The sequence below is a fragment of the Gryllotalpicola koreensis genome (assembly GCF_039538185.1).
Taxonomy (GTDB): domain Bacteria; phylum Actinomycetota; class Actinomycetes; order Actinomycetales; family Microbacteriaceae; genus Gryllotalpicola; species Gryllotalpicola koreensis.
Genome location: NZ_BAABBW010000001.1, coordinates 937,539 through 963,501 on the forward strand (window position 1 = coordinate 937,539; position 25,963 = coordinate 963,501).

The window sequence follows — 25,963 nt, forward strand, 5'->3', positions numbered from 1 at the left end:
TGCCTAGACGAACATGAAGAAGATGTAGCAGGCGGCGGCCAGCACGAGTGCCCCGATGCCGAGCACCCACACGTTGCGGTACCAGGCGACCCCGACGGTTCCGGCGCTGCCGGCCTCGGCGAGGGCGTTCTGGTCGACCAGGCCGCGCACGAGCCCGACGAGTTCCTCGTCGCGCTTGGGGGTCGAGAACATCGAGACGACGACGCCGACGATGATCGCGAGCACGAGGGCGACACCGCCGCCCAGGTAGCTCGAGCCCTGGCTGGAGATCGGAATGACTCCGGTCTGGTTGAGCACGAAGATCACGATCGCGCCCGCCGTTCCGGAAGCAAGACCGGCCCAGCCGGCATGCCCGGTCGCTCGCTTCCACAGCAGGCCGAGGATGAACACCGCGAACAGCGGCACGTTGAAGAACGAGAACAGGGTCTGGATGTAGTCCATGATGTTCCCGAAGTTGCCTGCGATGAACGCCGTGCCGATCGCGATCAGCGTGCCGATCACGGTGACCCAGCGGCCGACGTTGAGGTAGTGCTTGTCCGGCTGATTCGGGCGCAGCCAGCCCTGCCACAGGTCGTAGGTGAACACCGTGTTGAGCGACGACACATTGGCCGCCATGCCCGCCATGAACGAAGCCAGCAGTCCGGCGAGCGCGACGCCCAGGAATCCGTTCGGCAGCAGCTGCTGCATGAGCAGCGGTACGACGTCGTTGTAGTTGACGTTCGAGGTGCCGCCCGCGTTGAGCTTCGCGATGCCGGGCACGGTCACCGCGGCGACGATGCCCGGAATGATGATGACGAACGCGATGAGCGTCTTCGGGAACGCGGCGATGAGCGGCGTGCGGCGCGCCGCCGACATGTCCTTCGCGCTGAAGGCGCGCTGCACCTCGGTGAAGTTGGTGGTCCAGTAGCCGAACGAGGTGACGAAGCCGAGGCCGAGCACGACGCCGATGACGCTCCAGAAGGAGTTGTGGATGCCGGTCAGCTCGTGCGCCGGGAAGGCGTTCAGCATGTCATGGCCGTGCGGCTGCTCGAACAGCTTCGCCTTGAGTCCGCTCCAGCCGCCCGCCTTGTGCAGGCCGACGAGCGTGATCGGCACCATCGCGGCGACGATCACGAAGAACTGCAGCACCTCGTTGTAGATCGAGGCGGACAGACCGCCGATGAGCGTGTAGATGAGGACGACGACGCCCGCCACGACGATCGCGAGCCAGAGCGGCCAGCCGAGCAGCGCATTGACGACGATCGCCATCGCGTACAGGTTGACACCGGCGAGCAGAACGGATGCCACCGCGAACAGCACCGCCTGGAAGCGCTGCGTCGCCGGGTTGTACCGGCGGCGCAGGAACTCGGGCACCGAGCGCACCTTCGAGCCGTAGAAGAACGGCATCATGAACAGACCGAGGAACACCATCGCCGGGATCGCGCCGATCCAGTAGTAGTGCACCGCCTGGATGCCGAACTCGGCGCCGTTGGCGCTCTGGCCGAGCAGCTCCGTCGCCCCGAGGTTCGCCGACATGAACGCGAGGCCTGTCACCCAGGCCGGCAGTGACCGGCCGGAGAGCAGGAAGTCGAGGCTGCTCGACACGGAGCGCCGTGCGATGAATCCGATGCCGAGCACCAGGGCGAAGTACGTGCCGACCAGGATGTAGTCGATCACGCCGGCGTGCAGCCTCAGGGGTGCATCCGCCAGCACAGCAGTTGTCGCGAGAGACGTCATCATCCTCCTCGTCGAGGAGGATCACCCCCCGAACAGGTTAGTTAACGAGGAGCAACCTTAGGTGGGAACCGACGTTGGGTCAAACAACGAACGGGGGCTTGCGCTCGCGGATGTGAACGTTCACCGGTCGTCGGCGAATCCGCTTATGAGCCTTGATCGAACCCAAAGTCAAGCCCTGGGCCGATGTCGGTGGTGCGGGTGAGGATCGGTGTCATGCAACAAGCGCTTGAGATGGTGGGGCTCGATGTCATCCCCGTCGAGGAAGACGGCTGGCGTGTGAGCATTCAGGGTGCCGACAGGGGGAATCCGTTCGCGCTGCTCGGCTTCGTGACGAAGGTGGGCGACGCGTTCGAGGTGTGCGTGATCGGCCGGCCGGGCGACGCGATCGTGGCGCCCACATTGGAGGCGGCGGTCGAGGTGCTGCGGCCGGCAGCCGACGAGGTCGAGGGCATCCTGGCAGGCATCCGTCATTAGGGCCTCTGTCACGAGGGGTCCGGGCGCCCCCGTAAAATCGACGGTGTGTCCAAGGTTCTGAGCTCTCTTCCCGTCGGCGAGCGTGTCGGCATCGCCTTCTCCGGGGGGCTCGACACCTCCTGCGCGGTCGCGTGGATGCGTGAGAACGGCGCCGTTCCCTGCACCTACACCGCCGACATCGGCCAGTACGACGAGCCCGACATCGCCGCGGTCCCCGGTCGCGCCGGCCAGTACGGCGCCGAGCTCGCCCGCCTCGTCGACGCGAAGTCGGCGCTCGTCGAAGAGGGGCTCGTGGCGCTGCAGTGCGGCGCGTTCCACATCCGCTCGGGCGGCAAGACCTACTTCAACACGACGCCCCTCGGGCGCGCGGTCACCGGCACCCTGCTCGTGCGCGCGATGAAGGAGGACGGCGTCGACATCTGGGGCGACGGCTCGACCTACAAGGGCAACGACATCGAGCGGTTCTACCGCTACGGCCTCATGGCGAACCCCGCGCTGCGCATCTACAAGCCGTGGCTCGACTCGAAGTTCGTGAGCGAGCTCGGCGGCCGCACCGAGATGAGCCAGTGGCTCGTCGCGCACGGCTTCCCGTATCGCGACGCGACCGAGAAGGCATATTCGACGGATGCCAACATCTGGGGCGCCACTCACGAGGCCAAGCGCCTCGAGGACCTCGACGCCGGCCTCGACATCGTCGAGCCGATCATGGGCGTCGCCGCCTGGCGCGACGATGTCGAGGTCGCGACGGAGGAGGTGTCGGTGCGCTTCGAGGCGGGGCGCCCGGTCGCCATCAACGGCACGGAGTACACGGATGCCGTGGCTCTGGTGCTCGAGGCGAACGCCATCGGCGGCCGCCACGGTCTCGGGGTCTCCGACCAGATCGAGAACCGCATCATCGAGGCGAAGTCCCGCGGCATCTACGAGGCGCCCGGCATGGCGCTGCTGCACATCGCCTACGAGCGCCTGCTCAACGCGATCCACAACGAGGACACCGTCGCGAACTACCACAACGAGGGCCGCCGCCTCGGCCGCCTGATGTACGAGGGCCGCTGGCTCGACCCGCAGTCGCTCATGCTGCGCGAGTCGCTGCAGCGCTGGGTCGGCTCGGCGGTCACCGGCGAGGTCACGCTGCGCCTGCGCCGCGGCGACGACTACACGATCCTCGACACGACCGGCCCCGCGCTCAGCTACTCGGGGGCGAAGCTCTCGATGGAGCGCGTCGGCGACTCCGCCTTCGGCCCCGACGACCGCATCGGCCAGCTGACCATGCGCAACCTCGACATCGCCGACTCGCGCGCGCGCCTCGAGCAGTACGCGACGCTCGGACTCATCGGCGGCGCGACCGCCGAGCTGGTCGGCAGCCTCGAGGCGGGCCACGCCGATGAGATCCTCGGCGGGGTCGAGCCTCTTTCGGCGACCGAGGAGGAGCTGGAGCGGGCGACGGATGCCGCATCCGAAGGCGCCGCCTTCGACACCGGCACCGACTGAGCGCCGACCGATCCCTGAGGAGCGCGCGCCGCGCGCGTCTCGAAGGGTTCGGGCGCGCTCAGCCCTGCCCGAGCTCGATCAGCACCACGCCCAGCATGATCGCCAGCGTGCCGATGACCATGACGCGCGTGAAGGGTTCCTTGAAGAACACGCGCCCGGCGATCGCGGTGAGGGCGACCCCCGCCGCTGTCCAGATGCCGTAGCTGATCGCGAGGCCGATGCCCATGCGCAGCACGAGGGAGAAGAGCACGAACGAGGCGGCATAGCCCGCGACGACGGCGAGATACCAGAGGCGGGACGGCGTGCCGGTTGCGCGTGGTGTGCTTGCCATGCGCAGCGAGAGCGTCGCGCTGACCTCGCAGAGGATGGCGAGCGCGAGGACGACCCAGCTCACGAGGCGTCCCGCGCGACGGCATCCGTCTCGCCCGGATCGGCGCCGTTGCCGTGCCCACCGCCGAGGTTGATGAGCACGACCCCGCCGATGACGACGGCCATGCCGATGACGGTGAGCATCGTGAGCTGCTCATCGAACAGCACTGCGGAGAAGACCGCGGTGAGCGCCACCCCGATGGCGCCCCAGATCGCGTAGCCGACCCCGACCGGCATCCCGGCCCGCAGCACCTGCCCGAACAGCCAGAACGACAGCAGGTACCCCGCGGCGACGACTGCGTAGAGCCACGGGTGGTGGATCGCCCCCTCGAGGCTGAGCGATCCCGACACCTCACTGACGATCGCACCCGCCAGCAGTAGCCATCGCCTCACACGCCAACGCTAGCGGGCTAGTCTTGCGCAGCCTGCTTCGCGGCCAGGTGCTCCCAGTCGTGCGCGAAGATCTGGTCGAAGTACGCCGCGACCGTCGCGTTCTCGATGATCACCCCGGCGTCACGGTTGTGCAGCGCCCCCGCGCTCGACCAGTTCTGGCTCGAGACGAGCACGGCCCGACCATCGACGACGATGCCCTTGTTGTGCACGTTGTTCTGCAGCTTGACGTTGTTCGCGACGTCGAGCCCGAGCGCCTGCAACTGCTCGAGGTATCCCGCGGTCTCGTACTCGCTCATGATGATCCGCACCTCGACGCCCGCCTTCTGGCGGTCGACGATGGCCTGCACCAGGTCGACGAACGCCTGGTTCGTGGCATCCGTCGTCTTCGGCAGCTCGATGTACTGGAACTGCAGGTGCAGGGTCTGCTGCGCACGTGCGATCAGGTCCTTCACAGCGCCGACGTACACGCCCGCATCGGGCGTGAGCACCGGCGTGATCGTCATCTGCTCCGTGACCGTCTTCCCCGCGAAGAACTGCGCGAACGGCGGGGTCTCTGCCGCCGGTTGCAGCAGCGCGGGCTGCATGAAGGCGGCGGATGCCTGGTTGTGCTGCGAGGCGACCTGGAAGTCATTCGCGAGGTAGGCCCGGAAGGTGGCCGCCAGTTCGGGACTGCGCACGAGGACGTGCCAGTCGCGGTCGCCGCTGCGCGCGGCATCCGCATCGCCCGTGTCGTTCACGGGGTCGATGTCGGGCTGGTTCGAGTTGTTCCAGTTGCCGCTCGAGAGCCAGACGGCCTTCGAATCCTGTACGGCGACCTTGATGTGGTACGCCGTCTGAAACACGGTCGCGGTCGCTTTCGGGTCCATTCCCGAGAGGGCCCATGCCTGCTGGAAGTCGTCGCCCAGCGCCTTCTCGAGCGCGCTGACCGTCTGCTCGTCGGTCTGATCGGCGGTCGGATTCTTCGACGGGTGATCGAGCGTCAGCGTCACCTTCTTGCCGTCGGCGGCCTTCTCGAACGCGGCGAGCACATGGGCGGACGTGAAGTCGTACAGCCCGATCACCAGCTCGCTCTCGGTCGCGTCGAGGAACGGCCCGAGCTGCGCCCAGCCCGCGTCGGGCGACGCCGCGAGCTCGACGGTGAGCTCGTCGCTGACCGGCGACAGCGGCACGCCGGCAGGCGGCGAATAGGGCAGCTGCGGCTTCTTGGCCGCCTCGGCGACCAGATCGGTGGAGGGGGCGACGGATGCCGGGGCCGGCCGCTCCGCGATGACGATCTCGTCGTCGAACTCGGGCACTTTCCCTTCGTCGGGCGCGGTGACTCCGGTCGCGGCGACGCGTGCCGGTTCCAGCAGCGTGGCCCGCTTGCGTGCAGAGGCCACGCGCACGTCGACGGGGAACCCGCCCACCTCGGACGGCAGCCCGTGCGGCGGCTCGCCCTCGACGGTGACGACGACCGCGGGTGTCGCCGTCAGCCACCCGTCGACCAGTTGGAAGCCGGGGCGCACGCTCAGCACACCGGGCATCTTGAAGGTGTCGAGGCGCCGGCGGATCAGCTCGGGCAGATCACGGAAGTCAGGTGAGGTGTCGGTCACGGCGGCGACCCTACCCCGCACGGGTGACATCGCATCTGTACGTCATGCATTCCCCAGATTGGGGGCGAGTTGGCCAGTGCAATGCCGAGCGATCGTCAGTAACATCCGGAACGTCTATGAATTTGATATCGACGAGGGAAGACAGCGTGGACTTCATCGAGCGGCTAAATTCGCTTGCGACCAAGGTGCGGGCGCAGAAGGACTCGATCCAGACCGAAGAAGCAACGAAGAACGCATTCGTGATGCCGTTCATCTCGGCGGTCCTGGGATATGACGTTTTCAATCCGCTTGAGGTCGTCCCAGAGTTCACCGCTGATGTCGGGCTGAAGCGTGGCGAAAAGATCGACTACGCGATCATCCGGGACAACGAGGTCCAGATCTTGATCGAAGCCAAGAAGTCCGGCAGCAGCCTCAGCCTCGAGCACGCGTCTCAGCTCTACAGGTACTTTGGCGTGACCAACGCACGGATCGCGCTTCTGACGAACGGCGTCGTCTATCAGTTCTATACGGATCTCGACTCCCCCAATCGAATGGACTCGAAGCCGTTCCTGGTTCTCGACCTCGAAGACATCGACAACTCAGTGGTGCCGGAACTGTCGAAGCTCACGAAGGAGTCGTTCGATCTGAACTCCGTCATCAGCGCTGCTGAGGAGCTGAAGTACGTCGGGCAACTCAAGAGGGAGATTGCGGCGCAATTCCGCGAGCCCGGCGACGACTGGGTGAAGTTCTTCACCGCGAAGGTGTACGAGGGCGCGTTCACCCAAAGGGTTCGCGAGCAGTTCACGGTCCTCGTCGATAAGGCAGCCACACAGTTCCTCAAGGATCAGGTGAATGCACGTCTCAAGACGGCGCTCGGGGCCGACGGCGGCCTAGCGGAAGAGTCCGGGGTCCCGGAGTCGACGACGAGCAAAGCAGCAGCGGTCAGCGATCTCGCGGCCGATCCGGACGTCGAAACCACAGAAGAAGAACTTGACGGGTACAACATCGTCAAGGCGATTGCGTGCAGCGAAGTGAAGCCGCAGCGCATCTTCCAGCGTGATGCGAAGAGCTACTTTGCGATCTTGCTGGACGACAACAACCGCAAATCAATCGCTCGACTTCACTTCAACGGAAAGCAGAAGTACCTGGGTCTGTTCGACGAGGACAAGGTCGAGACTCGGCATCCCATCGAATCGCTCGATGAGATCTACGCCCATGCCGAGCAGATTCGTGCAACCGTGAAGAGGTTCGCTTAGCCCCGATCGGGGCGCGTGGCGTCCGCGCCTTTGTCGTCTTTCGCACGATTCGTCACCTCGATCCCGTAATCCACGGTGACAAATCGTGCGCCTTGTGACAAAACCCTTGAGAAGCCCCACGCTTGCGCGCCCACACGCCTGGATTCCGGTCCGGAATCACGCGATCAGCCGCCGAGAAGAATCCGCTTCAGCTCGGACGGGGTGACGGATGCCGGTGCGCGGCGCTGCGCCGCGGCCTGCCGCGCGAGCCGCTGCAGCGCCTCGTTGATGGGAGCCGGCACACCGGCGACGCGGGCGAGCCGCACGATCTCGCCGTTCAGATAGTCGGTCTCGATCGAGCCGGATCCGCGGGCGAGCGACTGCCACGTCGAGCCGCCCAGCGGGCCGTCGATGCCGGGCACCGGGCGCACGTTGAAGACGCCGCCGCGCCAGAGCTCCTCTTCGTCGTCTGACGGGATGCCTATGCCTGCGGCGGCATATACGGCGAGGCCCTCGTCGCGGGCGCGGGTGTGGAGCTCGCGCTCGATATCTGCCGACGCCTCGCCCGACGACCCCATCAGCGCCTGGATCGCATTCCCGAGGTTGCTGATCAGCTTCCGGAACTTCCACGGCATGACCTCGTCGACGACGTGCACCCGGAAGGTCGCGCGCTCCCACTCGGCACGAACGGTCTCGAGCAACTCGGCATCGCGTGCAGCCGCCGGATCGAGCCTGTCGAGATCATCCGTCTCCCCGTTCGCCTCACCGTATCTGCCGACGATGAACATGCCGCTCACGGGCGCGATGCGCACCGTGAACTCGCCGGGCGCGAGGTGCACGGCCGGCAGCCAGACGCAGACGCCGAAGACGCGGCGGAAGTAGCGCAGCGCGAGGCGCTCGGCCTCGACGCCGTTGAGTGCGGTGAGCACGGGAAGCAGCTCGCCGGCCGTGCCGACGACCGAGCCTGCGGCGTCGCGCACCGGCTGGTCGACCCAGTCGGTCAGAGCTGACTGCAGCTGGTGCGTCTTCGTCGCGAAGACGAGCACGTCGCCGGTCGTGAGCTCCGCCTCGGCGGGCCTCGTCGCGACGGGCGCGTCGACGCGCACCTCGTCGTCGGGGGAGCGCAGCAGCAATCCGTGCGCGCGGATGGCCTCGGCGTTGTCGCCGCGGGCGATCACAAGAGGGGGAGTGCCGCCGTGCTGGGCGAGCCGGGATGCGAGCGTGCCGCCGATGGCACCGGCGCCGACGATGACGTATCTCATCGCATTCACTCTAGGCAAGATGAGGTAGAACAGGCGCATGCCTGAACTGCCCGAGGTGCACGCGCTGACCGTCGATCTCGGCGCGCGGCTCACGGGGCGGGTTGTGAAGCGCCTCGACATCCTCGCGATCGCGGCGCTGAAGACCTTCGCGATCACACCGGAGTCGCTGAAGGGCAAGACCATCACGGGTGTGAGTCGCCACGGCAAGTTCCTGGACATCGCGATCGGCGGCAGCGACAGCGAGGAAGACACGGTGCACCTCGTCATCCATCTCGCCCGCGCCGGCTGGATCCGCTGGCGCGCCGCCGAGCCGAAGGCCAGTGCCCGGCCGGGGCGCGCGCCGAAGAATCCGCTCGCCGCTCGCCTGCTGCTCGAGCCTGACGGTGCCGGCCTCGACATCACCGAGGCGGGCACGAAGAAGAGCCTGCAGCTGCACCTCGTGCGTGATGCGCTCGACGTCGAGCGGGTGCGCACCCTGGGCCCCGACCCGCTCGAGCCGTCTTTCACGAGGGACGTGTTCGCCGGCATCCTGAAGTCCGCCGGCCGGTCGCAGATCAAGGGCGTGCTGCGCAATCAGGCGACCATCGCCGGAATCGGCAATGCGTACAGCGACGAGATCCTCTGGGTCGCGAAGATGTCGCCGTTCAAGGCGGCGGCGATGACGGATGCCGAGACCGACCGTCTCTACGACGCCGTGCAGTCGACCCTGCGAGACGCGATCGCGCGGTCGGAGGGACTGGCCGCGAGCGAGCTGAAGGCCGAGAAGCACCAGGGTCTGCAGGTGCACGGCCGCGCGGGCGAGACCTGCCCGGTATGCGGCTCGACGATCCGGCAGGTCATCTTCCATGACTCGAGCCTGCAGTACTGCCCGGGCTGCCAGACCGGCGGCAAGGTGCTCGCCGACCGCGTTCTCTCGCGACTGCTCAAGTAGAGCGCGGCGCTCAGCGAGCGAGCTCGTCCGAGAGCTGCGCGACCAGCTCGGGGCGCCATACCAGCGCCACGAACGCCGCGACGTTCACGATGACGAGCAGCCAGAACACCAGCTGGAAGCTCGTCTTCCGGCTCTTGTGCCGCAGGAGCTGCTGCGCGAACACCGCCCCCGGCCAGCCGCCGAGCAGCGCGAGGGCCTGCAGTGTGCTCTCGCGTGTGCGCCAAGCGCCGTCGATCGCGGCCTGCTTGTCCCACGCGTAGACCCCGAAGGCGATCGCGCTCATGCCGATGTAGATCGACGCGAACCACGCTGAGGCGCCCCAGGCGGCGATCGCCAGCGCGAGGAAGACGGCGAAGACGGCGACGGGCACGAACGGCAGCGCAGAGGGGCGGGCGTGGGGCCTGGGCGCACGCGTCGGCATCCGTATGCCTGAATCGGCATGCGATGCGAGAACGGATGCCTGCCGCGCACGCTGTCGCCCATCGGGCCCTGCGCCGAGCTCGAAGCCGACCCGGTCGCCGGCATGCGGCCGCGGCCCCGCCGACGCGAACGCCGAGGCGTGCACGAAGACGCGCGCCCTGCCGCCCTCCGTCTCGATGAACCCGAAGCCGCGGGCGTCGTTCCAGCTCACCAGCGTGCCGCGCAAAGAGGCAGGGCGCTGGGGCATGCTGCGAGCCTAACCGGCGCGTTTCCCGGCGTAACGTGAAGGGACGATGCATACCGCCGACACTGCGCCCTGGTCGCCGCTGACGGAATCCGAGTCGGCGATCGAGCTCGCGCGCCGTCCGCTGGGGCGACAGGTGCTCCAGGTCGTCGCGCTCTACGCGGCGTCGCGCGTGTTCTCGACCGTGCTGCTCGGCGTCGGCATGCTGGTCGTCCTCGCGCACGGGTGGCACCTGCCGTGGCTCACGACGACGCCCTCGTTCGAGCTGACCGGACGCGGTTGGTCGCCGCACGTGCCGAGCTTCGCCGACATCTCCGCCCTGTGGGACGCCTCGCACTACGCCCAGATCGCCCGTTCGGGCTACCCTGCCGTGCTGCCGCGCTCGGCGAACGGCAGCATCAGCCCGAACAGCTGGGCCTTCCTGCCCGCCTACCCGCTGCTGGTCAGCGCCGTGCAGTGGCTGTTCGGCACAGGCTTCGCTCCCACGGGGGTCGTCGTCTCGTTGCTCTTCGGCGGCGCTGCGACCGTCATGCTCTACCTGGTGGTGCGCGACCGCGCCGGCTTCGGTTCCGCGTGGTTCACGGCGACGCTGTTCGCGTTCGGCCCGCTCGCGTTCGTCCTTCAGCTCGCCTACGCCGAGAGCCTGTTCCTGTTCCTCTTCTTCTCGGCGCTCTACCTGATGCAGCGGCGGCAGTACGGCTGGATGCTCGTGCCCGCCGTGCTGGCCGCCTTCACCCGGCCGGGCGCGCTGGCGCTCGCCCTCGCGCTCGCGGTGGTGTTCGCTGTGCGATGGCGCGCATCGCGGCGGGCCGGCGGCGCGACGGATGCCTTCCCGCTCTCCGAGCGCGTGAAGCTCGCCGCCGCCGCGGTCGTGACGGGTCTCGCCGGGGTCGCGTGGCCGGTCATCGCATGGGCGGTCACAGGAGTCGTGAACGCCTACACCGCGACCGAGCTGTCGTGGCGGTACGGATTCCTCGGCCATACCCATTTCCACCCGTTCACCGCGTGGTTCGAGCTCGCGTGGCGCTATCTCGGCGTCGGCGGGGTGTTGATCATCGCCGCCGCCGTGGTGCTGTTCGCCCTGTGGATCGGCCGGCGGGGCATCCGTTCTCTCGGTCCAGAAATCGTCGCGACGAGCGCGTCGTACGCGCTGTACCTGCTCGCCGTGTTCATGCCGCAGCAGAGCATCTTCCGAGTCGCGATACCGCTCGCGCCGCTCATGGGCGACCCGGGAATCACGCAGCGCACCTGGTTGCGGCGGCTGGTGCTCATCGTCGCGATCGCAGCGCAGCCGGTGTGCGTCGGCGTGCTCTGGTTCTACGCCAACCCGTGAGTGCGCAGCACGTCGATCAGCTCGTCCTCCCGGTCGACGAGGTCGTCGAACCAGGCGACGGGGTCGAACTCCTCTAGTTCCTCGCGCGGGTGCCCGCCCGTGCCGACCGCGACCCACGGGATTCCGGAGCCGACGGCGCAGGCCCCGTCGTTCACGGTGTCGCCGATGATGACGGCGTGCGGATGCCGGGCGCGGGCGGCCTTCGCCATCTCGACGCGGTCGCTCCACTCGCGGCCGAAGAAGGCGGAGCCCCAGTCGAAGAGGCTTGCGTCGAGGCCCGCTGACTCGAGCTTCATACGCGAGACCGGGCGGCCGTTGCCGGTGAGCACCGAGTTGACGAGGCCTGCGGAGGCCACGGCGCTGATGGCTTCGGCCGCACCGGGGATCGCGACGCGCGGCACCGCGAGGAAGTGGTCCGCATAGAGCCGATCGATCGCAGCCTCGAGCGACGAGAGGTCGCTCGGCACCGGCATGCCGGCGTGGTCGAACAGCCGCGTCCAGACCATGCGCTCGGTCGCGCCGGCGCCGAAGCCGGGGCGTTCGAGCTCGACGCCGAGCACTTCGCGGATCGCCCGCATCTGCATGCGCGACCCCTCGCCGCGCGTCTCGTGCACGAGGGTGCCGTCGATGTCCCAGAGGACGACGATCTGATCGGATGCCTGGTCTTCGGTGCTCACCCGTCAAGCTTTCCAGGTCGCCGCTGTCGATTTGGGCGGCGCATGATGCCCCTGTTATCCTGTTCAGGTTGCGCCCGCGCCTGTAGCTCAATGGATAGAGCATCTGACTACGGATCAGAAGGTTGGGGGTTCGAGTCCCTTCAGGCGCACCCCATCAGCAGCCCCGGTTCCGGCCGGGGTTGCGTCGTTAACAGCACCGGCCAGCCACTCCAGAGGAACGCCGGTCACCTGAGCCCAGTGCACGAACACTGACGCAGGCGGCTCCGATCGATTCGTCTCGTAGTTGCTGACCGATGTTCGCGCTATGCCGAGGGCACGCGCTATATCGAGCTGATCGAGGCCGGCGTCGAGCCGGGCCTTTCGCATCAGCTCGCCCAACGTGAACGTTGGGCCTCCGGTCGTGGTCATGTGATCACTATATGCGTGACCCGTCCAAAATTGCGACACGCGGTCAAAATGTGCGCGTGTCGATGGCGGGTGACTCAATCTTGGACACGTGACCAAGCCATACGAACCTGGCGAGACGAAGGACGAGCATCGTCGCCGTCTCGCACGCGAGCGGAAGGCGCGCGAGCGCGCCGCTCTCACGCCCGAACAGCGCGCGGAGCGCAGACGCCGGCATGACGCTGCCTACCGAGCTCGGAGGCGCGCAGCATGAGCAACGAGCCAAAGCTCATCCGCAAGCGGATGCGGTGGGAGAAGAACTTCACACAGCTGCGAAATGAGTGGGTGCGCGACGAGCGGCTGAGTTACCGAGCTCGTGGGCTGCTGTCGCTACTGATGAGCTACCCGCCCTCGCATGAGATCCGCGTGAAGGATCTCGTGGCCTCGACTCCGCACGAGCGCAAGGATGCTGTCAACAGTGCGATCGCAGAGCTTGAGCAGTATGGCTACCTCAGCCGCACGCGCGAACGAGCCAAGACCGGCATCCTGCTCGGCTACGTGTGGGAGCTATTCGACCCATTCGATAATGGTCAGATCGGGCTCACCGAGCCTGTGGATAACACCAGATCGGATAAGCCGCACTGGGGCACGACCAGAGCGGCTGACCCGCTCCCGTCAGAAGCGGGTCAGCCGCTCCCTATAGAAGACTCACTTAACACTCCTAGAAATAGTTTTAGAGGTAAGTCCAGAGCGCTGCCGCGAGCTGTGGAGAATAGCTGGCCCTACGTCGAACACATGGGCGACTTCACCAACCGCGTCTGCAAGGCGCTGCCCGACGCCGTCAACCCGCACTACTGCGAGCTCGGCCACCAGCTGTCGACGCTCTCGCTCCGAGAGCCGCCGCTCGAGTACAAGACCCGACTCGCTACATGGGAGCAGCAGGCGGTGTCGGCATGAAGGTCTCTGTCGTCATCGACCTTGAGCCCAAGCTGTGGTGGAAGCTCAGCGGGCAAGCCGAGCGCAACGGCGTCCCGCTCGGCACGATCATCGCCGAGGAGATCGTCGGCATCCGCAGGCACTCGCGCTACCGCAAGATCACCGACGAGCAGGTGCAGCGATGGAAGGCCGACTACGAAGCGGGCCGGTCGGCATCGTGGATCGGTCGACGCGATGACATCGACGGCGGCCAGGTCCTCTCACATCTGCGCCGCGTCGGCGTGAGCATCCGATCCCGCGTCGAGCAGAAGCGCCTCGACAACGAGCGACGACGGGCGGTGGCACATGTCTGACCTCGACGTCACCTCGCTTACGCCAGCCGGCGCGATCGTGCTGCTGATCGTTGGCGCGCTGCTATGGCTCGGAGTCGCCGTGCTCTTCGCCCCGAGGCGCAGAAGGTGAGCGCCGTGTTCGCTGCCGCCGTTCAGCGTTGGAAGCAGCTGCGCATGCAGTTCGAGGACCTCCGCATAGCCGCCTACGTGCGAGCCCTCGAGGAGTGCAACGGCAAGCTGCTCAACGCGCGCGGCGTCAAAGCCGGCGTCGACGCCTTCGACCTGTTCATCGGCAACGACGCACGCGCCTACGCCTACGCCAGCCCCGAGCTCATCAACCACTGGCTCGTCTACCCGCGCCCGAAGTTCAGCGAGTTCGAGAAGCAGATGCTCGAGGTGATCGAGTGAGCCGTCATCACCGCGCGCAGAACTGGACGAGCTTCAACGAGAAGCGCCGTGCCGAGCTGGCCGCGCAGCTGCCGCTGCCGTGCGTCAACTGCGGTCGGCCTGTCACCAAGGAGGACCGCTGGCACGTGGGTCACAAGCGCGACGCTGCGCTCGGCGGCAAGGCCACGCGCGCCAACACGGGCGCGGCGCACACGCTGTGCAACCTCCGTGCCGGCGGCAAGCTCGGCGCGCGCATGACCAACGGCCGGCGCAGGCCGGCGACCGACATCAGGGAGTGGTGAGAGCCGATGACATCGACCACCGAGACCGGGTTCTTTGACGCCTCGTCCGTACCTCCGCCCGGGGGCAGCACGGAAATCTCTCTCTATCTGTGGGAATCGACCGCGTCGCGCGGGATCGAGCCACGCTTCGCGCGCGGATCGATCGCGACCGACCGCGACCGGCTCGAGTTCCTGGAGGGTGCACGCCTGATGGGGTACGAACTCGTCGACCTCGACGACGAGAGTGAGCTCGATCGGCTCGCCCGCATGACGCCGCCGCGATTTCCGCTCCAGCCGCAACAGCTGCGCATCAGCGACGCGCTCGACGCCGGTCTCGACGAGTACGTGATCGAGGTGGCGCGCCGCGCGGCCAAGACCACCACGATCTTCATGAAGCTCATCGGGCGCTGCGCCTCGCGGCCCGGCTATCAGGTCACCTACTCGGCCCAGTCAGGAGTCGCAGGAAGCCGGCGCCTGCGCGAGTGGGCCGCGCGTCTCGACCGCATCACCCCGCCCGACGACCAGGACCTACCGCCATGGCTGCGAGGTCGCGACCGCACGACCAAGGCGCAGCAGCGCGCGCTCGCGCTATTCGGCGACGAGCTGCTCGCCGAGACGCGCGCGTCGACCGTTGCGCGTCGCGGCTTCCGGATCATGCGCGGCGAGGTCGGCAAGGGCATCTACTTCGACAATGGCTCGCAGTTCCTAGTGCTCAAGCCCGACGCCGAGAGCTATCGAGGCGAGGCCGCCGACGCGTCCTGGCTCGACGAGCTCCAGGAGGTCGACCCCGACGAGTCCGACGACCTCGCCGCCGGCATCGTGCCGCTCATGGACACGAAGCCCGGAGCCTCGCTGATCGGATCAGGCACGACCGGCGAAGAGCGCGCCGGCCTCTTCTGGAAGATGATCAAGAGGCTGCGCGAAGGCGACCCGGCCATGGGCGGGCTCGACTACGCCGTCGACCCTGACATCGACTGGGCCGAGCTCGAGGACGAGGACCGCGCCATGCAGCTGCTTGCCAAGACGCACCCCGGCGTCAACACGCTCACCACCATCGACAAGATGCGCGCGAACTACCGCAAGCTTCCACGCCCTCAGTGGGCGCGCGAGTACCTGTGTCTATGGCCGACGAGCTCGACGGAGACCGCCATCGACCCGATGAAGTGGCTTGCCGCGCAGGTCGACACCCGGCCCCGGAAGCCGGCGCGCGTCGCGTTCGGCTTCGACATCAAACCCGGAGGCGGCGTCGCCGCGATCTGCGCAGCCTGGCGCGACTCGCGCGGGAACGCGCACATCGAGCTCGTCGACCACCGCATCGGGACCGACTGGATGCCGACGCGCCTGCAAGAGCTCACGCGCACCTATCGCGGCTCGAGCGTCGCCTACGACGACATCGCCGAGGGCAAGGCCACCGCAACCGAGTGCGAGCTGCTGCGCCCGCGCCCGCGCCTACGCGCGCAGACCTACCGAGAGACCGCCGCCGGCTGCGTGCAGATCATGCGAGATCTCGCGCGCGGCAAGTTGCGCCATCAGGGTCAGACCGGACTCGAAGCATCCGTCACCGTCGCCGGCAAGCGCGAGGTCCGCAATGACCAGGGTGTCTGGCTCTGGACCCTGACCGACCCGACGGGCGACATCACCCCGCTCGTAGCCGCGACGCGCGCGCTGCGCAACTGGGATCAGCACATGGCCCGCGCCAACGCCGACCGGAGCATCAGTGCCGAGCCGGCCGCCGAGCCCACCGACATCGTTTCGAGGTTCATCGCATGACCGTCTACGTCGACCCGAGCTCCGAGAGCTTCGTCTACGGCTGCACAGACTGTCCCTTCTGGTTGGGGATCGCGCTCACCCGTGACGCGGCCGATAACGCGATCATCAGCCACGAGGAAGCCCTGCACGGTACACAGTTGGCGCGCCGTGCGCGCGACCGGCGACACGCCCGCCGTGCAGCGAGTTTCGTCGAGAGCAGCCGAAATGGACGGATACCGCCCGCATAGTCGTCGACGTGGCATTCCTCGACAGGTTCAAGACGGCGGCCGCGCTGCTCGACCCCATGGTCGGCGCGCTGCCGAATCCGACCGTCGCTGTCTCACCGTGGGCCACTGGCGAGCTCTCACCGATCCTCGCCGCCGCCGAGCTCGCGCAGATCAAGGCGCCGCGCATCATGACGCGCATGGAGGCGATGAAGGTCCCCGCCGTCGCCAAGGGCCGCGCGATCATGCACGCGATCATCGCCGACGCTCCGCTCCGCGCCTACAACGACCAAGGCTCGCTGCCCAACCAGCCAACGTGGCTCTACCGCAGCGACAACGGCATCAGCCCATACCTGCGCATGACGAACATCCTCGACGATATCTACTTCAACGAGGCATCCGTGCTCGCCGTGCGCCGCTCGACCGCGGACGAATCAATCCTCGACGCGGTCAACGTGCCCTACGACCGTTGGCGCGTCCAAGACGGCGTGATCTTCGTCGACGACAAGCCGGCCGCCTCCGATCAGGTGATCTACATCCCCGGCCCATTCCCGGGCCTGCTCGCGATTGCAGCCGACACGCTGCGCGCCGCGCGCGACACCGACCTCGCATGGATGAAGCGCGTCAAGTCCCCGATCCCCGCCACGGTCATCCAGGAGACCGAGGACATGGGCGGCATGGACAACGATGAAGCCACCGCCTACACGAAGGCCGCAGCGACGGCGCTGCGCGACTCCGACGTGCCGCTGTTCTTCCTGCCCGCCTACCTCAAGGCCGACTTCGCCACCGCGCAGGTCACCACCGACCTCTTCGAGTCCGGCCGCAACGCGATCCGCATCGACATCGCTAACTTCATCAACTTCCCGACGAGCCTGCTCGACGGCACCGTCTCCGAGGCATCCCTGACCTACTCGACTCAGGAAGGCCGGCGCAACGAGGTATTCGACTACAGCATCCGGTACTGGAAGAACCCCATCGAGCAGGCGCTCAGCCTCGACAACGTCGTGCCGCGCGGCCAGCGCGTGCGCTTCGACTTCAGCGACACCTTCACGACCACGCCGAGCCCGACCGGCCCGGCAGAACAGGACTGATCATGACCACCGAGCTCGGCGCCTTCACCGTCGACGCGACCGCGCGCGTCGTGCGCGGCATCCTGCTCCCGTTCGGCGAGACCTCGCGCCTGTCCATGACGCGCAACGCGCCGATCAGCTTCACCGCTGACGCGATCGAGCTGCCCGCCGACCCGACCGTCGTCACCCTCAACCGCGACCATGACCAGTTCAGCCCGATCGGACGCGCCCAGTACCTCGAGAAGCGCCGCGAGGGCGTCTACGCCGAGTTCTCCATCGCGCGCACCCCGGAGGGCGATGCCTGGCTCGCCGACTACGCCGCCGGCAAATTCAAGAAGCTCAGCGCCGAGGTGCGCGACATCGTGCGCGACGCGGCCGATGCCGCGCACGCTATCTTCGCCAAGCTCACCGGCGCGGCCACCGTCTCAGAAGGGGCGTTCGCGTCCGCCGCGCTCTTCGCGATCGACGACGGCAGCGCCGAAGAGTCCTTGAGCGCCGCAACCCCAGCGCCGCTCGAGCCCGACGAGGACGGCGACGTCAGCATCAGCGTCACCGACACCCCGGCCACCGTCACCGTGACGGATCAGGCCAACACCCAGACGGTCTTCACGCCGAGGGCCGACGACACCGAAGGAGACACCATGGCCAACGCCACGGCACCCACCACGCTCGCCGCGTCCGCGGCCAACCTCGTCACCGCCGGCGGCGAGGGCACCGATCGCGCCGCGCGCGACGTGTTCAGCCTCATCGCGAACGCGCAGAAGGGCGACCATGACGCCGAGCAGATGCTCGCCGCGCTCACCGACATCAAGACCACCGGCGCTGGGCAGCTGCCCGTCGGCGGCAGCGTCATCCAGCCCTCGTGGCTCGGCGAGGTCTGGAAGCAGAAGACCTACCAGCGCCGCTACATGTCGCTGATCCGCAACGGCTCGATTGTCTCCCAGGACGAGAAAGGCTACACCGTCACCGCCGGCACCGAGCCCGTGCAGCCGTGGGCCGGCAACAAGAGCGCCGTGCCCTCGTCGAGCGGCACCACGACCCCGGTCAGCTCGATCTTCCAGCGCTGGGCGTGGGCAGCCGACATCGCGCGCGAGTTCTTTGACATCCCGGGCAACACCGAGGTCATCGAAGCGTTCCTGCGCCTCGTCAACAACAGCTACGCCCGCCAGACCGACAAATGGACGCTCGCGCAGCTGGTCGCCTCCGCGACCACCGTCGCGCCGGAGGCCTACCCGACCGTCAACGAGTATCGCGACTACCCGTCGACGATCAAGCAGATCATCCAGGGCGTCGATTACATCAGCGCCGAGCCCGTCGACGACACGCCGGCGTTCGTCGTCGCCAACGCGAAGGCGTGGCAGGACATCATCTATACGCCGAAGGACGCGCTGCCGCAGTGGCTCACACTCGACTTCGGCATTCCGACCCAGGACGGCAACGTAGGCGGTTCCATCAAGGTCGTGCGCGGCGATCTCGGCATCGAAGACACTCCCGCGGTGCTCGTCGGCGCCTACGACTCGGCACACGTCAACGAGCTCGGCGGCGCATCGCCGCTGAACCTCAACGCGCTCGACATCGTCAACGGCGGCATCGACCGCGGCGTCATCGGCTACACGCAGTTCATGGCGGACTACGCCGCCGCCCTCGTCATCATCGGGGCAGCCGACGCGTAACCAGCCGTCCAACACCGCTGAAAGGCAGGCTCGACCGTGAGCTACTACGTGGGAGACATCCCCGCAGCACCGCTCGTGATTGAGCCTGCCCGCGGCGGCGACCCGCTCGACATAAGCGACTACACCGTCGCATCCATCTCCCTCATCGACCCGACCGGCATCCCTGTAGAGGCTCAGCCGACCGCCACAATCGTCGATGACGAGGGAATCACCGTGATCCGGGTGACGTGGGGGAATGCGAGCCCCTTTGCCGCGTCGGGAGTGCACGTCGCCCGGATCACCGTCAGCGACGACGCCGGCCACAAGCTGCGCATGCCCGCCGTCCGCCTCGCTGTCGACACCGACGACGGCTGGTACACCGTCGATGACGCACGGGATGACTGGCTCCAAGGCCCCGTATCCGACGTACGGCTCTACGAGCTGCTGCAGGTCGCCAAGAAAGAGGTCATCGACTTCGCCCCCGACCTCCCAGACGGGGCATCCGTGCCTCTCAGCTACCGGCAGGCGCAGCTCGACCACGCCCGCGACGTCTGGAACGCCAGCAAGGTGGACCCGTCGACCGGCGACGACGGCGACGACAGCTTCGCTGTGCGCGCGTTCCCGCTCGACTGGACCATCAAGCAGCGGCTACGCCCTCAGCACCCCGGCCGCCCGACCGTCGCAGGCCTTCCCGAAGGGTACGTCTACTGATGGCCGTCAACGAGATCGCCCGCCTCACGCTGCAGCGCACCCTGAAACCGCTGCTTCCTGCCAAGTGGCGCTTCGCCCCGTCCCAGCAGTCCACCGACCGTCTCTCGACCCCGGTCGTGAAGCTTCAGGCCACCAACATCGTGCGGCCTGCAGGCGCCGGCCGCGGCGTCGTCGCCATCCAGTTCACCGCCTCGATCTACGCACCGCCCTCCACCACGCAGACGCAGGAAGACGCGATCGACGACGAAGTGCTCGAGCTCATCGGTGCCATCGAGCGCGCCGGCCTCAGCTGGGGCGAAGCGCTCAAGACCATCGACCCCAACCGAGCCAACCTCGCGTGGGAGATCAACAACATCCAAGTCACCGCCTCACTCGTTTAGGAGCACCCCGTGGCCAACACCGTGAAGAACGTCCACCCGTACATCAGCAAGCAGTTCGCCGTCATCTTCCCCGGCGCCGCCGAGGGCGACACCGTCGACTACGCGCCGGCCTGCAGCTCGGCGCTGCTCAACCCGTCGAGCTCGACGCAGACCTGGAAGGGCGGCACACCCGAAGCCGTGTTCACCGACGTCACCAGCCCTACCTATACCTTTGACGTGACGATCGGACAGGACTGGGTCGACGTCGAGAGCTTCGCCAACTACCTCGAGGAACACGCCGGCGAGCTCATCGAGGACATCGCCTACACGCCGCGCCCCGGCGCGCCCACCTGGACGTTCGACGCCTATGTGCCACCCGTCCCCGTCGGCGGCAACATCGACGACTGGGCCACTGCGCAGCTCTCGTTCCCCGTCGTCGGCTCGCCCGTCAAGACCCCGGCAGGGGCGTAGCTATGCCGGCCTCTGGGCTGAGGATCAGCGTCTTCAACTCCGCAGAGCTGCAAGGCGTCATCCTTATGCTCAGAGGCCTCGACCGTGAGCTCGCCAAGCAGTTGCGCCGTTCGATCAAGTCGATGGCCGACCCGGTCTGGCGCGACGAGATGGCACAGCACGCCTCGACCCGACTCGAAGCTACGGCGCTCGCCCGCACCGCCCGCGTCGCCGTCTCCAACCAGAACGTCACCCTCAAAGCCGCCCAGGTGGGACGGACGCTCAAGGGCGGCTTCGACCCCAAGACCGACTACCACGCCGCCGAGTTCGGCGTCGCCGGCAACCGCGTCGAGAAGGTCAACGCCCGAAGCCGGCGCGGCAAGAGCTACAGCTACCAGCGGCGCGCCCTGCACGCCCCTCTGAGAGCCCGCAACAGCAAGGGTTTCGTGTTCTACCCGTCGATCGCCGCAATCGTCCCCAGGATCGCCTCACTCACCGTCCAGACCGCGATCCGCACATTCCACGAGCAGCTCGAGAAAGGAGCCGGCAATGGCTAAGGGACTCAGTGTCTCCGTCGTCTCCGACACCCGCGAGTTCGTCACCGGCATCCAGTCCGGCGTCATCAAGCCGCTCGAGAACGTCGAGCAGTCACTCGAGCAGGTGCAACGCGAGGGCGACAGAGCCGGCAAGCAGCTCGAGCAGTCCTTCTCAGACGCCCGCACCAAGGTCGGTGACTTCAAGCGCGATCAGTCCGAGCTCGGCAAGGTGCTCGCCGACGGCTCGGCGCAGACGAAGTTCTCCCGCAACACCAAGCGGGCCACCGATTCCGCATCCGACGACTTCAGGCAGCTCGAGCGCGACGCCAAGAAATCGCTGGGCAACATCGGCGACGCCGGCCAGCACACGCTCGGCCGTGGCGGCGTCGCCTCCGAAGCGACCGAGGAATTCAAGAACGAGGCCCGGCAGAACTTCGGCGAGACCGTCTCGAGCTTCAGCGGCTCAATGGACGACATCCGCCAGCTCGGGCAAGACACGCTCGGCGGCCTCGCGGCGAGCTTCACCGGCCCGCTCGGCATCGCGGTCGGCGCGGGCGGCGTCGCCCTCGGCCTGCTCGGCGGGTTCTACCAGGCATGGCAGCAGAAGCAACAGGAGACCAACGAGGCCAACCTCCAGTCGGTCAACGACATGTACGAGGACATGCTCGAGAGCGGCAACAAGTTCCTCAGCGCCGACTTCCTCCAGCAGGCCGTGAACGACGTCATCGAGGACCAGAAGAAATACGCGCAGGCGCAGCAGATCTCCAAAGACGCGAGCGTCAACCTGTCGACAGCGGTCCGCGCGCTCGCGGGCGACCAGGAGGCGCTCGACGAGGTACAGGGCCGCATCAACCAGAAGCTCGACGACAGCAGCTCGCGCCTCGCCGACAACAGCGGCAAGATCGGCGACTTTGGCCTCCAAGCCGCACGCACCCACGACAAGCTCCAAGCCGACGCCGACGCGCTCAGCCAAGTGAGCAACAACCTCAACGACGCCAGCGCCAAGGCACAGGTCAGCAAGAAGGCCCTTGACGACCTCGGAAACTCGTCGACCGGAGCAGCCAACAAGCTCAACGCGCTTCCCTCATCGAAATCCGTCAAGATCACCGCCGACACGTCGGCCCTCGACCTCGCGCTCGCGAACGTCAAGGCCAACCTCGCCCGCCTCGCCAGCGGCAGCACCACAGTAAAGATGGACGGCGTCTTCGTCGCGAACGGACGGAAGATCAAGTGACCTCCACATTCACCTTCCCTGACGCCTCGACGGTCACGCCCGATCTGCAGCTCGTGTGGTCTTGGAGCCGTGACGTGCTGGACATCGAGCATCAGCTCTCGGACGGCACGCTCGAGGTCACCGAGCGGCCTGCAGGGCCGCGCCGGGGCACGTTTCAGGCGTTCTTCGCGGATGAGACGGCTGCAGCCGGCTTCGAGGCGAAGATGGCTGCGCCGGGTGTGAAGGCCTTCGCTGACACTGACCGGCCGAGCTACGCGATGAGCTTCGTTGGCAAGCCGACCGCGTACGAGCTCGACACGGAGACCCGCAGCCGGTTCACCGTGACGGTGACGTTCGTCGAGGTGCCCTCGTGAGCCGCAGCGCCGCGTGGTCCGCGATCGCGGATGCCGCCTACCCGCTGAAGGTGGAGCTCGACGGTTCGTCGATCACGATCAGCGAGTCGACGATCCCGACCGTGCAGGCGACGCTCGTGATCACCGCGCCGTCGGAGGCGGCCACGCTCGCGCACCTGAAGGTCGACGACACGGGATTTGCTGGCGCGGCGGTCCTGCACCGTGTGGCTCTTACCGGCACTGTGCAGGGGAAGACGCGGACTTTCGATCTGCTGCTGACCGCGGCGACCGACCCGGACCTGACCGGGCGGATGACGCTCACGCTCGCCTCCGACGACGCCCTGCCTGGCCTCGTCAGCGTGCGTGACTACCTCGACGCGGGCGACGCGACCACGGGGCTCGCCGGGCACGGCCCGCAGCTGCGCAGCATCATCAACTGGGCGCTCAGCAACATGCCCGGCACGCCCGCCCTCGCGGCCGGAACCGCGGACGCGAACATGACGCCCCGCTACGAGCTCGAGAACCTCTGCGTCGACCCGCAGGCCGCGAACGTCGGCTCATGGGTCGCGCCGGGCATCACGTTCGCCTCCGTGACGGGGACTGATCACACCGGGGCCAGCGGTAAATGGGTCACGGCGAAGAACAGCTCCGGATCGGCCGGAGACCTGACGGCGTCCGTGCCCTTGACCACGAAGGGCACGCCCACCACTACGCACACCCTGGCGTCGGCGCCTCGCGGGTCGAATATCTACGCATCCGATCCGTATGGCATCCCGTACGTGTGGTTCAGTGTGTGGGTCCGGACGCCGGCCGCGCGGACCGTGAGCCTGCTCATCCAGTACCGGGATGTCAATGGCGTCGCCGTAACCGGTTCGTGGCAGGCGTTCTCGGTCGCGGCGAACACCTGGACGCACCTCTCGGTCCTGACCTCGCAGTGGGATCGAGCGACGAACACGGGCGGCATCGCCGATTTCTTCAATGCGTTCGTGAAGGTGACTGGCGCAGCTGCCAACGAGGTGCTCAACATCGACGAGATCAGCGTCTACGCCGTCGATGAGTTCGAGTGGCTCGAGACCAACCCGCCGTTCATCGCCGGCGACAAGGCCCAGGACGCCAATTACACCTATCAGTGGACGGGCACCGTGGGCGCTTCGACGTCGCGGCGCATCCCGCTTGATCCCCTCGACCCGCAATCGTTGATCCAGCAGCGGGGGGAGACCTGGAAGGACTTCCTCGAGCCGCTCACCGACGCCGCCGCCCTGCGCCTGATCTGCGACGAGACCCGCACCTGGAAGCTCGTCGACCCGGCCACCTACACCAGCGGTCCCACGCTCGCGCTCACCGGCATCCTCAGCCCCGGCCCGCAGCGCACCGTCGACCAGACCGACGCAGGCAGCTTCGCGCGCGGCGCGATCGCCCGCTACAAGTGGACCGACAAAGCCGGCAGAACCTTCATCGAGACCGAATCGCAACCGCCCGGCCTCGAGCCGCGCACCGTCTTCCCGATCGCCGTCGTCGACTACGACCGGCCCTACCCCGGATCGGGTGCCGCCGCGTTCCTCCTCTCGCGCATCCAGCAGCTCGGCACGCCCGTCGAGGTCACCGCGACGACCGACCTCGCCGCGAACGCCTACCTGCCCGTCACGATCCCCGGCTACCAGGCCGGCGCTGTCATCAACGCCGTCGTCTTCGACCTCGGCCAAGACGAGATGAGACTCACCATCCGCAACGCCCACAGGAGTGCAGCATGAACGCAACCTCGATCGTCATCGCCGGGAAGACCTACGGCAACGGCTACGTCCCCACCGCCGTGCTCGAGCCGGTACGGAACGCCCCCGCGAACCACTACCTCGTGGAGTACGCCGCTACGCAGTTCGATGCATGGTCGGACTACCTCTACGCGGAGACCGGCAAGCGGCTCGCCGCGACCGCAGACATCTACCAGGTGTCCTCCTGCTACCGCGACCACGCCAACCAGCTCTGGGCCGCAGCGAACGCGCACACGCACGGCCTCGGCACCGCCGCAACGCCCGGCTACTCCAACCACGGCCTCGCCCTCGCCGTCGACATCAACGCCCCGTTCTACGAGGATGCCGACCTCTGGAAGGCGCTCACCGAGTCCGCTGCGCTCTTTGGCTTCGACAACGCCGAAGGCGCCGCCGTGAACGAGCTGTGGCACTGGGTCTGCGTCCGCGAGCTCGCAACACTCCCACACCCCACGACCACCGCATCACAGAACCGAGAGGACGACCTCATGAAGTACTACCGGCACGGACTGGCCATCTGGGCCATGGGCCCCGGATACGCGCACCTCTGCACTGCCGAAGAGTGGGCGCAGCTGCAGACCGCCGGCGCCACCATCACCTACGACTTCGGCAACGGCCCCGCTTCGCAGCGAGCCTTCGACGTCGTCAAGGCCGCGCACACCCAGCCCAGCAAGTGAGCGACCAGGTCGACATCGCCATCATCGGCGCGCTGAGCAACATCGTGCTCGGCGTCCTCGGCGTCCTCGGCTACAAGCGCCTCCGACGCCGCACCGACGAGGTCGGCTTCGAGATCACCAACGACCACGAGCGACCCCTGCGCGCCGACATGGACGACAAACACACCGAGCTCGTGCGCGAACTTCGCGAGACCCGCCGCGACGTCGGCGGCATGCGCCAAGACGTCCGGCAGCTGCGCGTCGACCTCAGCCAGCTGACAAGCCGCGTCAACGACATCGACGACACCCAACGAAAGGAACGCAAGTGACCAACACCGCACCCGCCACCGATCCGGGAAGTGCGGCCGCACTTCCGCAGCCGACCGCCGAGCCGATCACGCTCAAACGCGCCAGCCGCACCCGCATCTACCTGATCGCGGCCCCAGTCGGCACGACGCTGCTCACCCTCGCGGCACAGCGCGACCTCACCGACCCGCACGCGTGGCTCGCAGCCGCAGCGGCCGGCGTCGGCACACTCGTCGCCGCCACCGCAGCCGCGCACATCAGCGGCAGCTAGTTTCCATAGGCGCGGTCGTGGCAGGCGTGAGCGCCCGCGACGACCGCGTCGATGTCGCCCTTGTGACGAGCTTCAACGAGCACCACGCAGTCCTTGTAGAGGGCGTCCAGCTGATGCTTGTGACGCACGTGGATACTGACGGGAATGACGACCGCGGCCGCGACGATGAGCAGCGCGATGACGCCCAAGGCGATGATGCGAGTGCGATTCACGC

The 25,963-nt window shown here is 67.4% G+C and carries 32 protein-coding genes and 1 tRNA gene; 24 read left to right on the forward strand and 9 right to left on the reverse strand.

Features of this window, described 5'->3' with window-relative positions; translation table 11 throughout:
* Positions 1 to 3: 3 nt before the first annotated feature.
* Entirely contained in the window at positions 4 to 1,716 is a 1,713-nt protein-coding gene (locus ABD708_RS04475) for a sodium:solute symporter family protein (RefSeq protein ID WP_344752079.1), read from the reverse strand.
* A gap of 213 nt (positions 1,717 to 1,929) precedes the next feature.
* On the opposite strand from ABD708_RS04475, the gene ABD708_RS04480 reads away from it, so the two are divergent.
* Together ABD708_RS04480 and argG are read left to right on the forward strand one after the other, a co-directional pair.
* On the forward strand, positions 1,930 to 2,190 hold the full coding sequence (locus ABD708_RS04480; protein WP_344752080.1) for a hypothetical protein: 261 nt from the start codon (positions 1,930 to 1,932) through the stop codon (positions 2,188 to 2,190).
* Between the two features lie 45 nt (positions 2,191 to 2,235).
* Entirely contained in the window at positions 2,236 to 3,678 is a 1,443-nt protein-coding gene (gene argG / locus ABD708_RS04485; RefSeq protein WP_344752081.1) for an argininosuccinate synthase, read from the forward strand.
* Between the two features lie 58 nt (positions 3,679 to 3,736).
* On the opposite strand, the gene ABD708_RS04490 is transcribed toward argG, so the two are convergent.
* The 3 genes from ABD708_RS04490 to ABD708_RS04500 are packed head-to-tail and all read right to left on the reverse strand — an operon-like array spanning position 3,737 to position 6,032.
* Entirely contained in the window at positions 3,737 to 4,072 is a 336-nt protein-coding gene (locus ABD708_RS04490; RefSeq protein ID WP_344752082.1) for a DMT family transporter, read from the reverse strand.
* Positions 4,069 to 4,440, reverse strand: a complete 372-nt coding sequence (locus ABD708_RS04495) for a DMT family transporter (protein WP_344752083.1) — start codon at positions 4,438 to 4,440, stop codon at positions 4,069 to 4,071. Before ABD708_RS04495 ends, ABD708_RS04490 begins: the two co-directional genes overlap by 4 nt.
* 17 nt (positions 4,441 to 4,457) lie before the next feature.
* Complete coding sequence (locus ABD708_RS04500) at positions 4,458 to 6,032, reverse strand: phospholipase D-like domain-containing protein (RefSeq protein WP_344752084.1); 1,575 nt, start codon at positions 6,030 to 6,032, stop codon at positions 4,458 to 4,460.
* 146 nt (positions 6,033 to 6,178) lie between these two features.
* Here ABD708_RS04500 and ABD708_RS04505 point away from each other — a divergent pair, with 146 nt between their 5' ends.
* The gene (locus ABD708_RS04505) at positions 6,179 to 7,267 is read left to right on the forward strand and encodes a type I restriction endonuclease (protein WP_344752085.1); all 1,089 of its coding nucleotides are present in this window, start codon (positions 6,179 to 6,181) and stop codon (positions 7,265 to 7,267) included.
* Positions 7,268 to 7,431: 164 nt separating this feature from the next.
* Here ABD708_RS04505 and ABD708_RS04510 read toward each other — a convergent pair whose 3' ends face one another.
* On the reverse strand, positions 7,432 to 8,508 hold the full coding sequence (locus tag ABD708_RS04510; protein ID WP_344752086.1) for a ketopantoate reductase family protein: 1,077 nt from the start codon (positions 8,506 to 8,508) through the stop codon (positions 7,432 to 7,434).
* 37 nt (positions 8,509 to 8,545) lie between these two features.
* Between ABD708_RS04510 and ABD708_RS04515 the strand changes: the two genes are divergently transcribed.
* Positions 8,546 to 9,439 carry a DNA-formamidopyrimidine glycosylase family protein gene (locus ABD708_RS04515; protein WP_344752087.1) on the forward strand — a complete coding sequence of 298 codons (894 nt, stop codon included), beginning with the start codon at positions 8,546 to 8,548 and terminating at the stop codon, positions 9,437 to 9,439.
* A 10-nt stretch (positions 9,440 to 9,449) separates the two neighbouring features.
* On the opposite strand, the gene ABD708_RS04520 is transcribed toward ABD708_RS04515, so the two are convergent.
* Positions 9,450 to 10,106, reverse strand: coding sequence for a DUF1294 domain-containing protein (locus ABD708_RS04520; RefSeq protein WP_344752088.1), 657 nt, complete (start codon positions 10,104 to 10,106; stop codon positions 9,450 to 9,452).
* A 46-nt stretch (positions 10,107 to 10,152) separates the two neighbouring features.
* Here ABD708_RS04520 and ABD708_RS04525 point away from each other — a divergent pair, with 46 nt between their 5' ends.
* Positions 10,153 to 11,436 (forward strand): hypothetical protein, encoded by a 1,284-nt coding sequence (locus ABD708_RS04525; RefSeq protein WP_344752089.1) that lies wholly within the window; start codon positions 10,153 to 10,155, stop codon positions 11,434 to 11,436.
* Here ABD708_RS04525 and ABD708_RS04530 read toward each other — a convergent pair.
* On the reverse strand, positions 11,421 to 12,113 hold the full coding sequence (locus ABD708_RS04530) for an HAD family hydrolase (protein ID WP_344752090.1): 693 nt from the start codon (positions 12,111 to 12,113) through the stop codon (positions 11,421 to 11,423). The two genes, ABD708_RS04525 and ABD708_RS04530, sit on opposite strands and share 16 nt — an antisense overlap.
* 76 nt (positions 12,114 to 12,189) lie before the next feature.
* Here ABD708_RS04530 and ABD708_RS04535 point away from each other — a divergent pair.
* Positions 12,190 to 12,262 (forward strand) — tRNA-Arg (locus ABD708_RS04535).
* On the opposite strand, the gene ABD708_RS04540 is transcribed toward ABD708_RS04535, so the two are convergent.
* The gene (locus tag ABD708_RS04540; protein WP_344752091.1) at positions 12,228 to 12,521 is read right to left on the reverse strand and encodes a helix-turn-helix domain-containing protein; all 294 of its coding nucleotides are present in this window, start codon (positions 12,519 to 12,521) and stop codon (positions 12,228 to 12,230) included. The two genes, ABD708_RS04535 and ABD708_RS04540, sit on opposite strands and share 35 nt — an antisense overlap.
* Before the next feature lie 246 nt (positions 12,522 to 12,767).
* On the opposite strand from ABD708_RS04540, the gene ABD708_RS04545 reads away from it, so the two are divergent.
* The 18 genes from ABD708_RS04545 (at position 12,768) to ABD708_RS04630 (ending at position 25,749) form a co-directional block, all read left to right on the forward strand.
* A complete protein-coding gene (locus tag ABD708_RS04545; protein ID WP_344752092.1) occupies positions 12,768 to 13,454 on the forward strand; it encodes a hypothetical protein in 687 nt (228 codons plus the stop codon).
* Complete coding sequence (locus tag ABD708_RS04550; RefSeq protein ID WP_344752093.1) at positions 13,451 to 13,786, forward strand: hypothetical protein; 336 nt, start codon at positions 13,451 to 13,453, stop codon at positions 13,784 to 13,786. The genes ABD708_RS04545 and ABD708_RS04550 overlap by 4 nt, the downstream gene beginning before the upstream one ends.
* 105 nt (positions 13,787 to 13,891) lie before the next feature.
* Entirely contained in the window at positions 13,892 to 14,173 is a 282-nt protein-coding gene (locus tag ABD708_RS04555; protein ID WP_344752094.1) for a hypothetical protein, read from the forward strand.
* Positions 14,170 to 14,454, forward strand: a complete 285-nt coding sequence (locus ABD708_RS04560) for an HNH endonuclease (RefSeq protein ID WP_344752095.1) — start codon at positions 14,170 to 14,172, stop codon at positions 14,452 to 14,454. Before ABD708_RS04555 ends, ABD708_RS04560 begins: the two co-directional genes overlap by 4 nt.
* Positions 14,455 to 14,460: 6 nt before the next feature.
* Positions 14,461 to 16,203: a hypothetical protein gene (locus ABD708_RS04565; protein WP_344752096.1), complete on the forward strand. Its 1,743-nt coding sequence runs from the start codon at positions 14,461 to 14,463 to the stop codon at positions 16,201 to 16,203.
* Positions 16,200 to 16,430 (forward strand): hypothetical protein, encoded by a 231-nt coding sequence (locus ABD708_RS04570; protein WP_344752097.1) that lies wholly within the window; start codon positions 16,200 to 16,202, stop codon positions 16,428 to 16,430. Before ABD708_RS04565 ends, ABD708_RS04570 begins: the two co-directional genes overlap by 4 nt.
* 8 nt (positions 16,431 to 16,438) lie before the next feature.
* Positions 16,439 to 17,497, forward strand: a complete 1,059-nt coding sequence (locus ABD708_RS04575; protein WP_344752098.1) for a hypothetical protein — start codon at positions 16,439 to 16,441, stop codon at positions 17,495 to 17,497.
* A 2-nt stretch (positions 17,498 to 17,499) separates the two neighbouring features.
* On the forward strand, positions 17,500 to 19,149 hold the full coding sequence (locus tag ABD708_RS04580; RefSeq protein ID WP_344752099.1) for a hypothetical protein: 1,650 nt from the start codon (positions 17,500 to 17,502) through the stop codon (positions 19,147 to 19,149).
* A 36-nt stretch (positions 19,150 to 19,185) separates the two neighbouring features.
* Positions 19,186 to 19,839, forward strand: a complete 654-nt coding sequence (locus ABD708_RS04585) for a hypothetical protein (RefSeq protein ID WP_344752100.1) — start codon at positions 19,186 to 19,188, stop codon at positions 19,837 to 19,839.
* Positions 19,839 to 20,219, forward strand: a complete 381-nt coding sequence (locus tag ABD708_RS04590; RefSeq protein WP_344752101.1) for a hypothetical protein — start codon at positions 19,839 to 19,841, stop codon at positions 20,217 to 20,219. Before ABD708_RS04585 ends, ABD708_RS04590 begins: the two co-directional genes overlap by 1 nt.
* 9 nt (positions 20,220 to 20,228) lie before the next feature.
* Positions 20,229 to 20,669, forward strand: coding sequence for a hypothetical protein (locus ABD708_RS04595; RefSeq protein ID WP_344752102.1), 441 nt, complete (start codon positions 20,229 to 20,231; stop codon positions 20,667 to 20,669).
* Positions 20,670 to 20,734: 65 nt separating this feature from the next.
* Positions 20,735 to 21,205 (forward strand): hypothetical protein, encoded by a 471-nt coding sequence (locus ABD708_RS04600; RefSeq protein ID WP_344752103.1) that lies wholly within the window; start codon positions 20,735 to 20,737, stop codon positions 21,203 to 21,205.
* Positions 21,198 to 22,418, forward strand: a complete 1,221-nt coding sequence (locus ABD708_RS04605; protein WP_344752104.1) for a hypothetical protein — start codon at positions 21,198 to 21,200, stop codon at positions 22,416 to 22,418. The genes ABD708_RS04600 and ABD708_RS04605 overlap by 8 nt, the downstream gene beginning before the upstream one ends.
* The gene (locus tag ABD708_RS04610; protein ID WP_344752105.1) at positions 22,415 to 22,771 is read left to right on the forward strand and encodes a hypothetical protein; all 357 of its coding nucleotides are present in this window, start codon (positions 22,415 to 22,417) and stop codon (positions 22,769 to 22,771) included. The genes ABD708_RS04605 and ABD708_RS04610 overlap by 4 nt, the downstream gene beginning before the upstream one ends.
* Positions 22,768 to 24,501: a hypothetical protein gene (locus tag ABD708_RS04615; protein ID WP_344752106.1), complete on the forward strand. Its 1,734-nt coding sequence runs from the start codon at positions 22,768 to 22,770 to the stop codon at positions 24,499 to 24,501. The genes ABD708_RS04610 and ABD708_RS04615 overlap by 4 nt, the downstream gene beginning before the upstream one ends.
* The gene (locus ABD708_RS04620) at positions 24,498 to 25,193 is read left to right on the forward strand and encodes a M15 family metallopeptidase (RefSeq protein WP_344752107.1); all 696 of its coding nucleotides are present in this window, start codon (positions 24,498 to 24,500) and stop codon (positions 25,191 to 25,193) included. Before ABD708_RS04615 ends, ABD708_RS04620 begins: the two co-directional genes overlap by 4 nt.
* On the forward strand, positions 25,190 to 25,501 hold the full coding sequence (locus tag ABD708_RS04625; RefSeq protein ID WP_344752108.1) for a hypothetical protein: 312 nt from the start codon (positions 25,190 to 25,192) through the stop codon (positions 25,499 to 25,501). Before ABD708_RS04620 ends, ABD708_RS04625 begins: the two co-directional genes overlap by 4 nt.
* Positions 25,498 to 25,749, forward strand: a complete 252-nt coding sequence (locus ABD708_RS04630) for a hypothetical protein (RefSeq protein ID WP_344752109.1) — start codon at positions 25,498 to 25,500, stop codon at positions 25,747 to 25,749. Before ABD708_RS04625 ends, ABD708_RS04630 begins: the two co-directional genes overlap by 4 nt.
* Here the strand turns inward: ABD708_RS04630 and ABD708_RS04635 are convergent.
* On the reverse strand, positions 25,746 to 25,961 hold the full coding sequence (locus ABD708_RS04635; protein ID WP_344752110.1) for a hypothetical protein: 216 nt from the start codon (positions 25,959 to 25,961) through the stop codon (positions 25,746 to 25,748). The two genes, ABD708_RS04630 and ABD708_RS04635, sit on opposite strands and share 4 nt — an antisense overlap.
* Positions 25,962 to 25,963 lie beyond the last annotated feature (2 nt).

Bases quoted from the DNA above. Each gene is read 5' to 3' on its own strand.
- ABD708_RS04475 (WP_344752079.1), bottom strand. From the start codon at position 1,716: ATGACGTCTCTCGCGACAACTGCTGTGCTGGCGGATGCACCCCTGAGG.
- ABD708_RS04480 (WP_344752080.1), top strand. From the start codon at position 1,930: ATGCAACAAGCGCTTGAGATGGTGGGGCTCGATGTCATCCCCGTCGAG.
- ABD708_RS04510 (WP_344752086.1), bottom strand. From the start codon at position 8,508: ATGAGATACGTCATCGTCGGCGCCGGTGCCATCGGCGGCACGCTCGCA.
- ABD708_RS04515 (WP_344752087.1), top strand. From the start codon at position 8,546: ATGCCTGAACTGCCCGAGGTGCACGCGCTGACCGTCGATCTCGGCGCG.
- ABD708_RS04520 (WP_344752088.1), bottom strand. From the start codon at position 10,106: ATGCCCCAGCGCCCTGCCTCTTTGCGCGGCACGCTGGTGAGCTGGAAC.
- ABD708_RS04525 (WP_344752089.1), top strand. From the start codon at position 10,153: ATGCATACCGCCGACACTGCGCCCTGGTCGCCGCTGACGGAATCCGAG.
- ABD708_RS04540 (WP_344752091.1), bottom strand. From the start codon at position 12,521: ATGACCACGACCGGAGGCCCAACGTTCACGTTGGGCGAGCTGATGCGA.
- ABD708_RS04545 (WP_344752092.1), top strand. From the start codon at position 12,768: ATGAGCAACGAGCCAAAGCTCATCCGCAAGCGGATGCGGTGGGAGAAG.
- ABD708_RS04550 (WP_344752093.1), top strand. From the start codon at position 13,451: ATGAAGGTCTCTGTCGTCATCGACCTTGAGCCCAAGCTGTGGTGGAAG.
- ABD708_RS04565 (WP_344752096.1), top strand. From the start codon at position 14,461: ATGACATCGACCACCGAGACCGGGTTCTTTGACGCCTCGTCCGTACCT.
- ABD708_RS04570 (WP_344752097.1), top strand. From the start codon at position 16,200: ATGACCGTCTACGTCGACCCGAGCTCCGAGAGCTTCGTCTACGGCTGC.
- ABD708_RS04580 (WP_344752099.1), top strand. From the start codon at position 17,500: ATGACCACCGAGCTCGGCGCCTTCACCGTCGACGCGACCGCGCGCGTC.
- ABD708_RS04590 (WP_344752101.1), top strand. From the start codon at position 19,839: ATGGCCGTCAACGAGATCGCCCGCCTCACGCTGCAGCGCACCCTGAAA.
- ABD708_RS04600 (WP_344752103.1), top strand. From the start codon at position 20,735: ATGCTCAGAGGCCTCGACCGTGAGCTCGCCAAGCAGTTGCGCCGTTCG.
- ABD708_RS04605 (WP_344752104.1), top strand. From the start codon at position 21,198: ATGGCTAAGGGACTCAGTGTCTCCGTCGTCTCCGACACCCGCGAGTTC.
- ABD708_RS04620 (WP_344752107.1), top strand. From the start codon at position 24,498: ATGAACGCAACCTCGATCGTCATCGCCGGGAAGACCTACGGCAACGGC.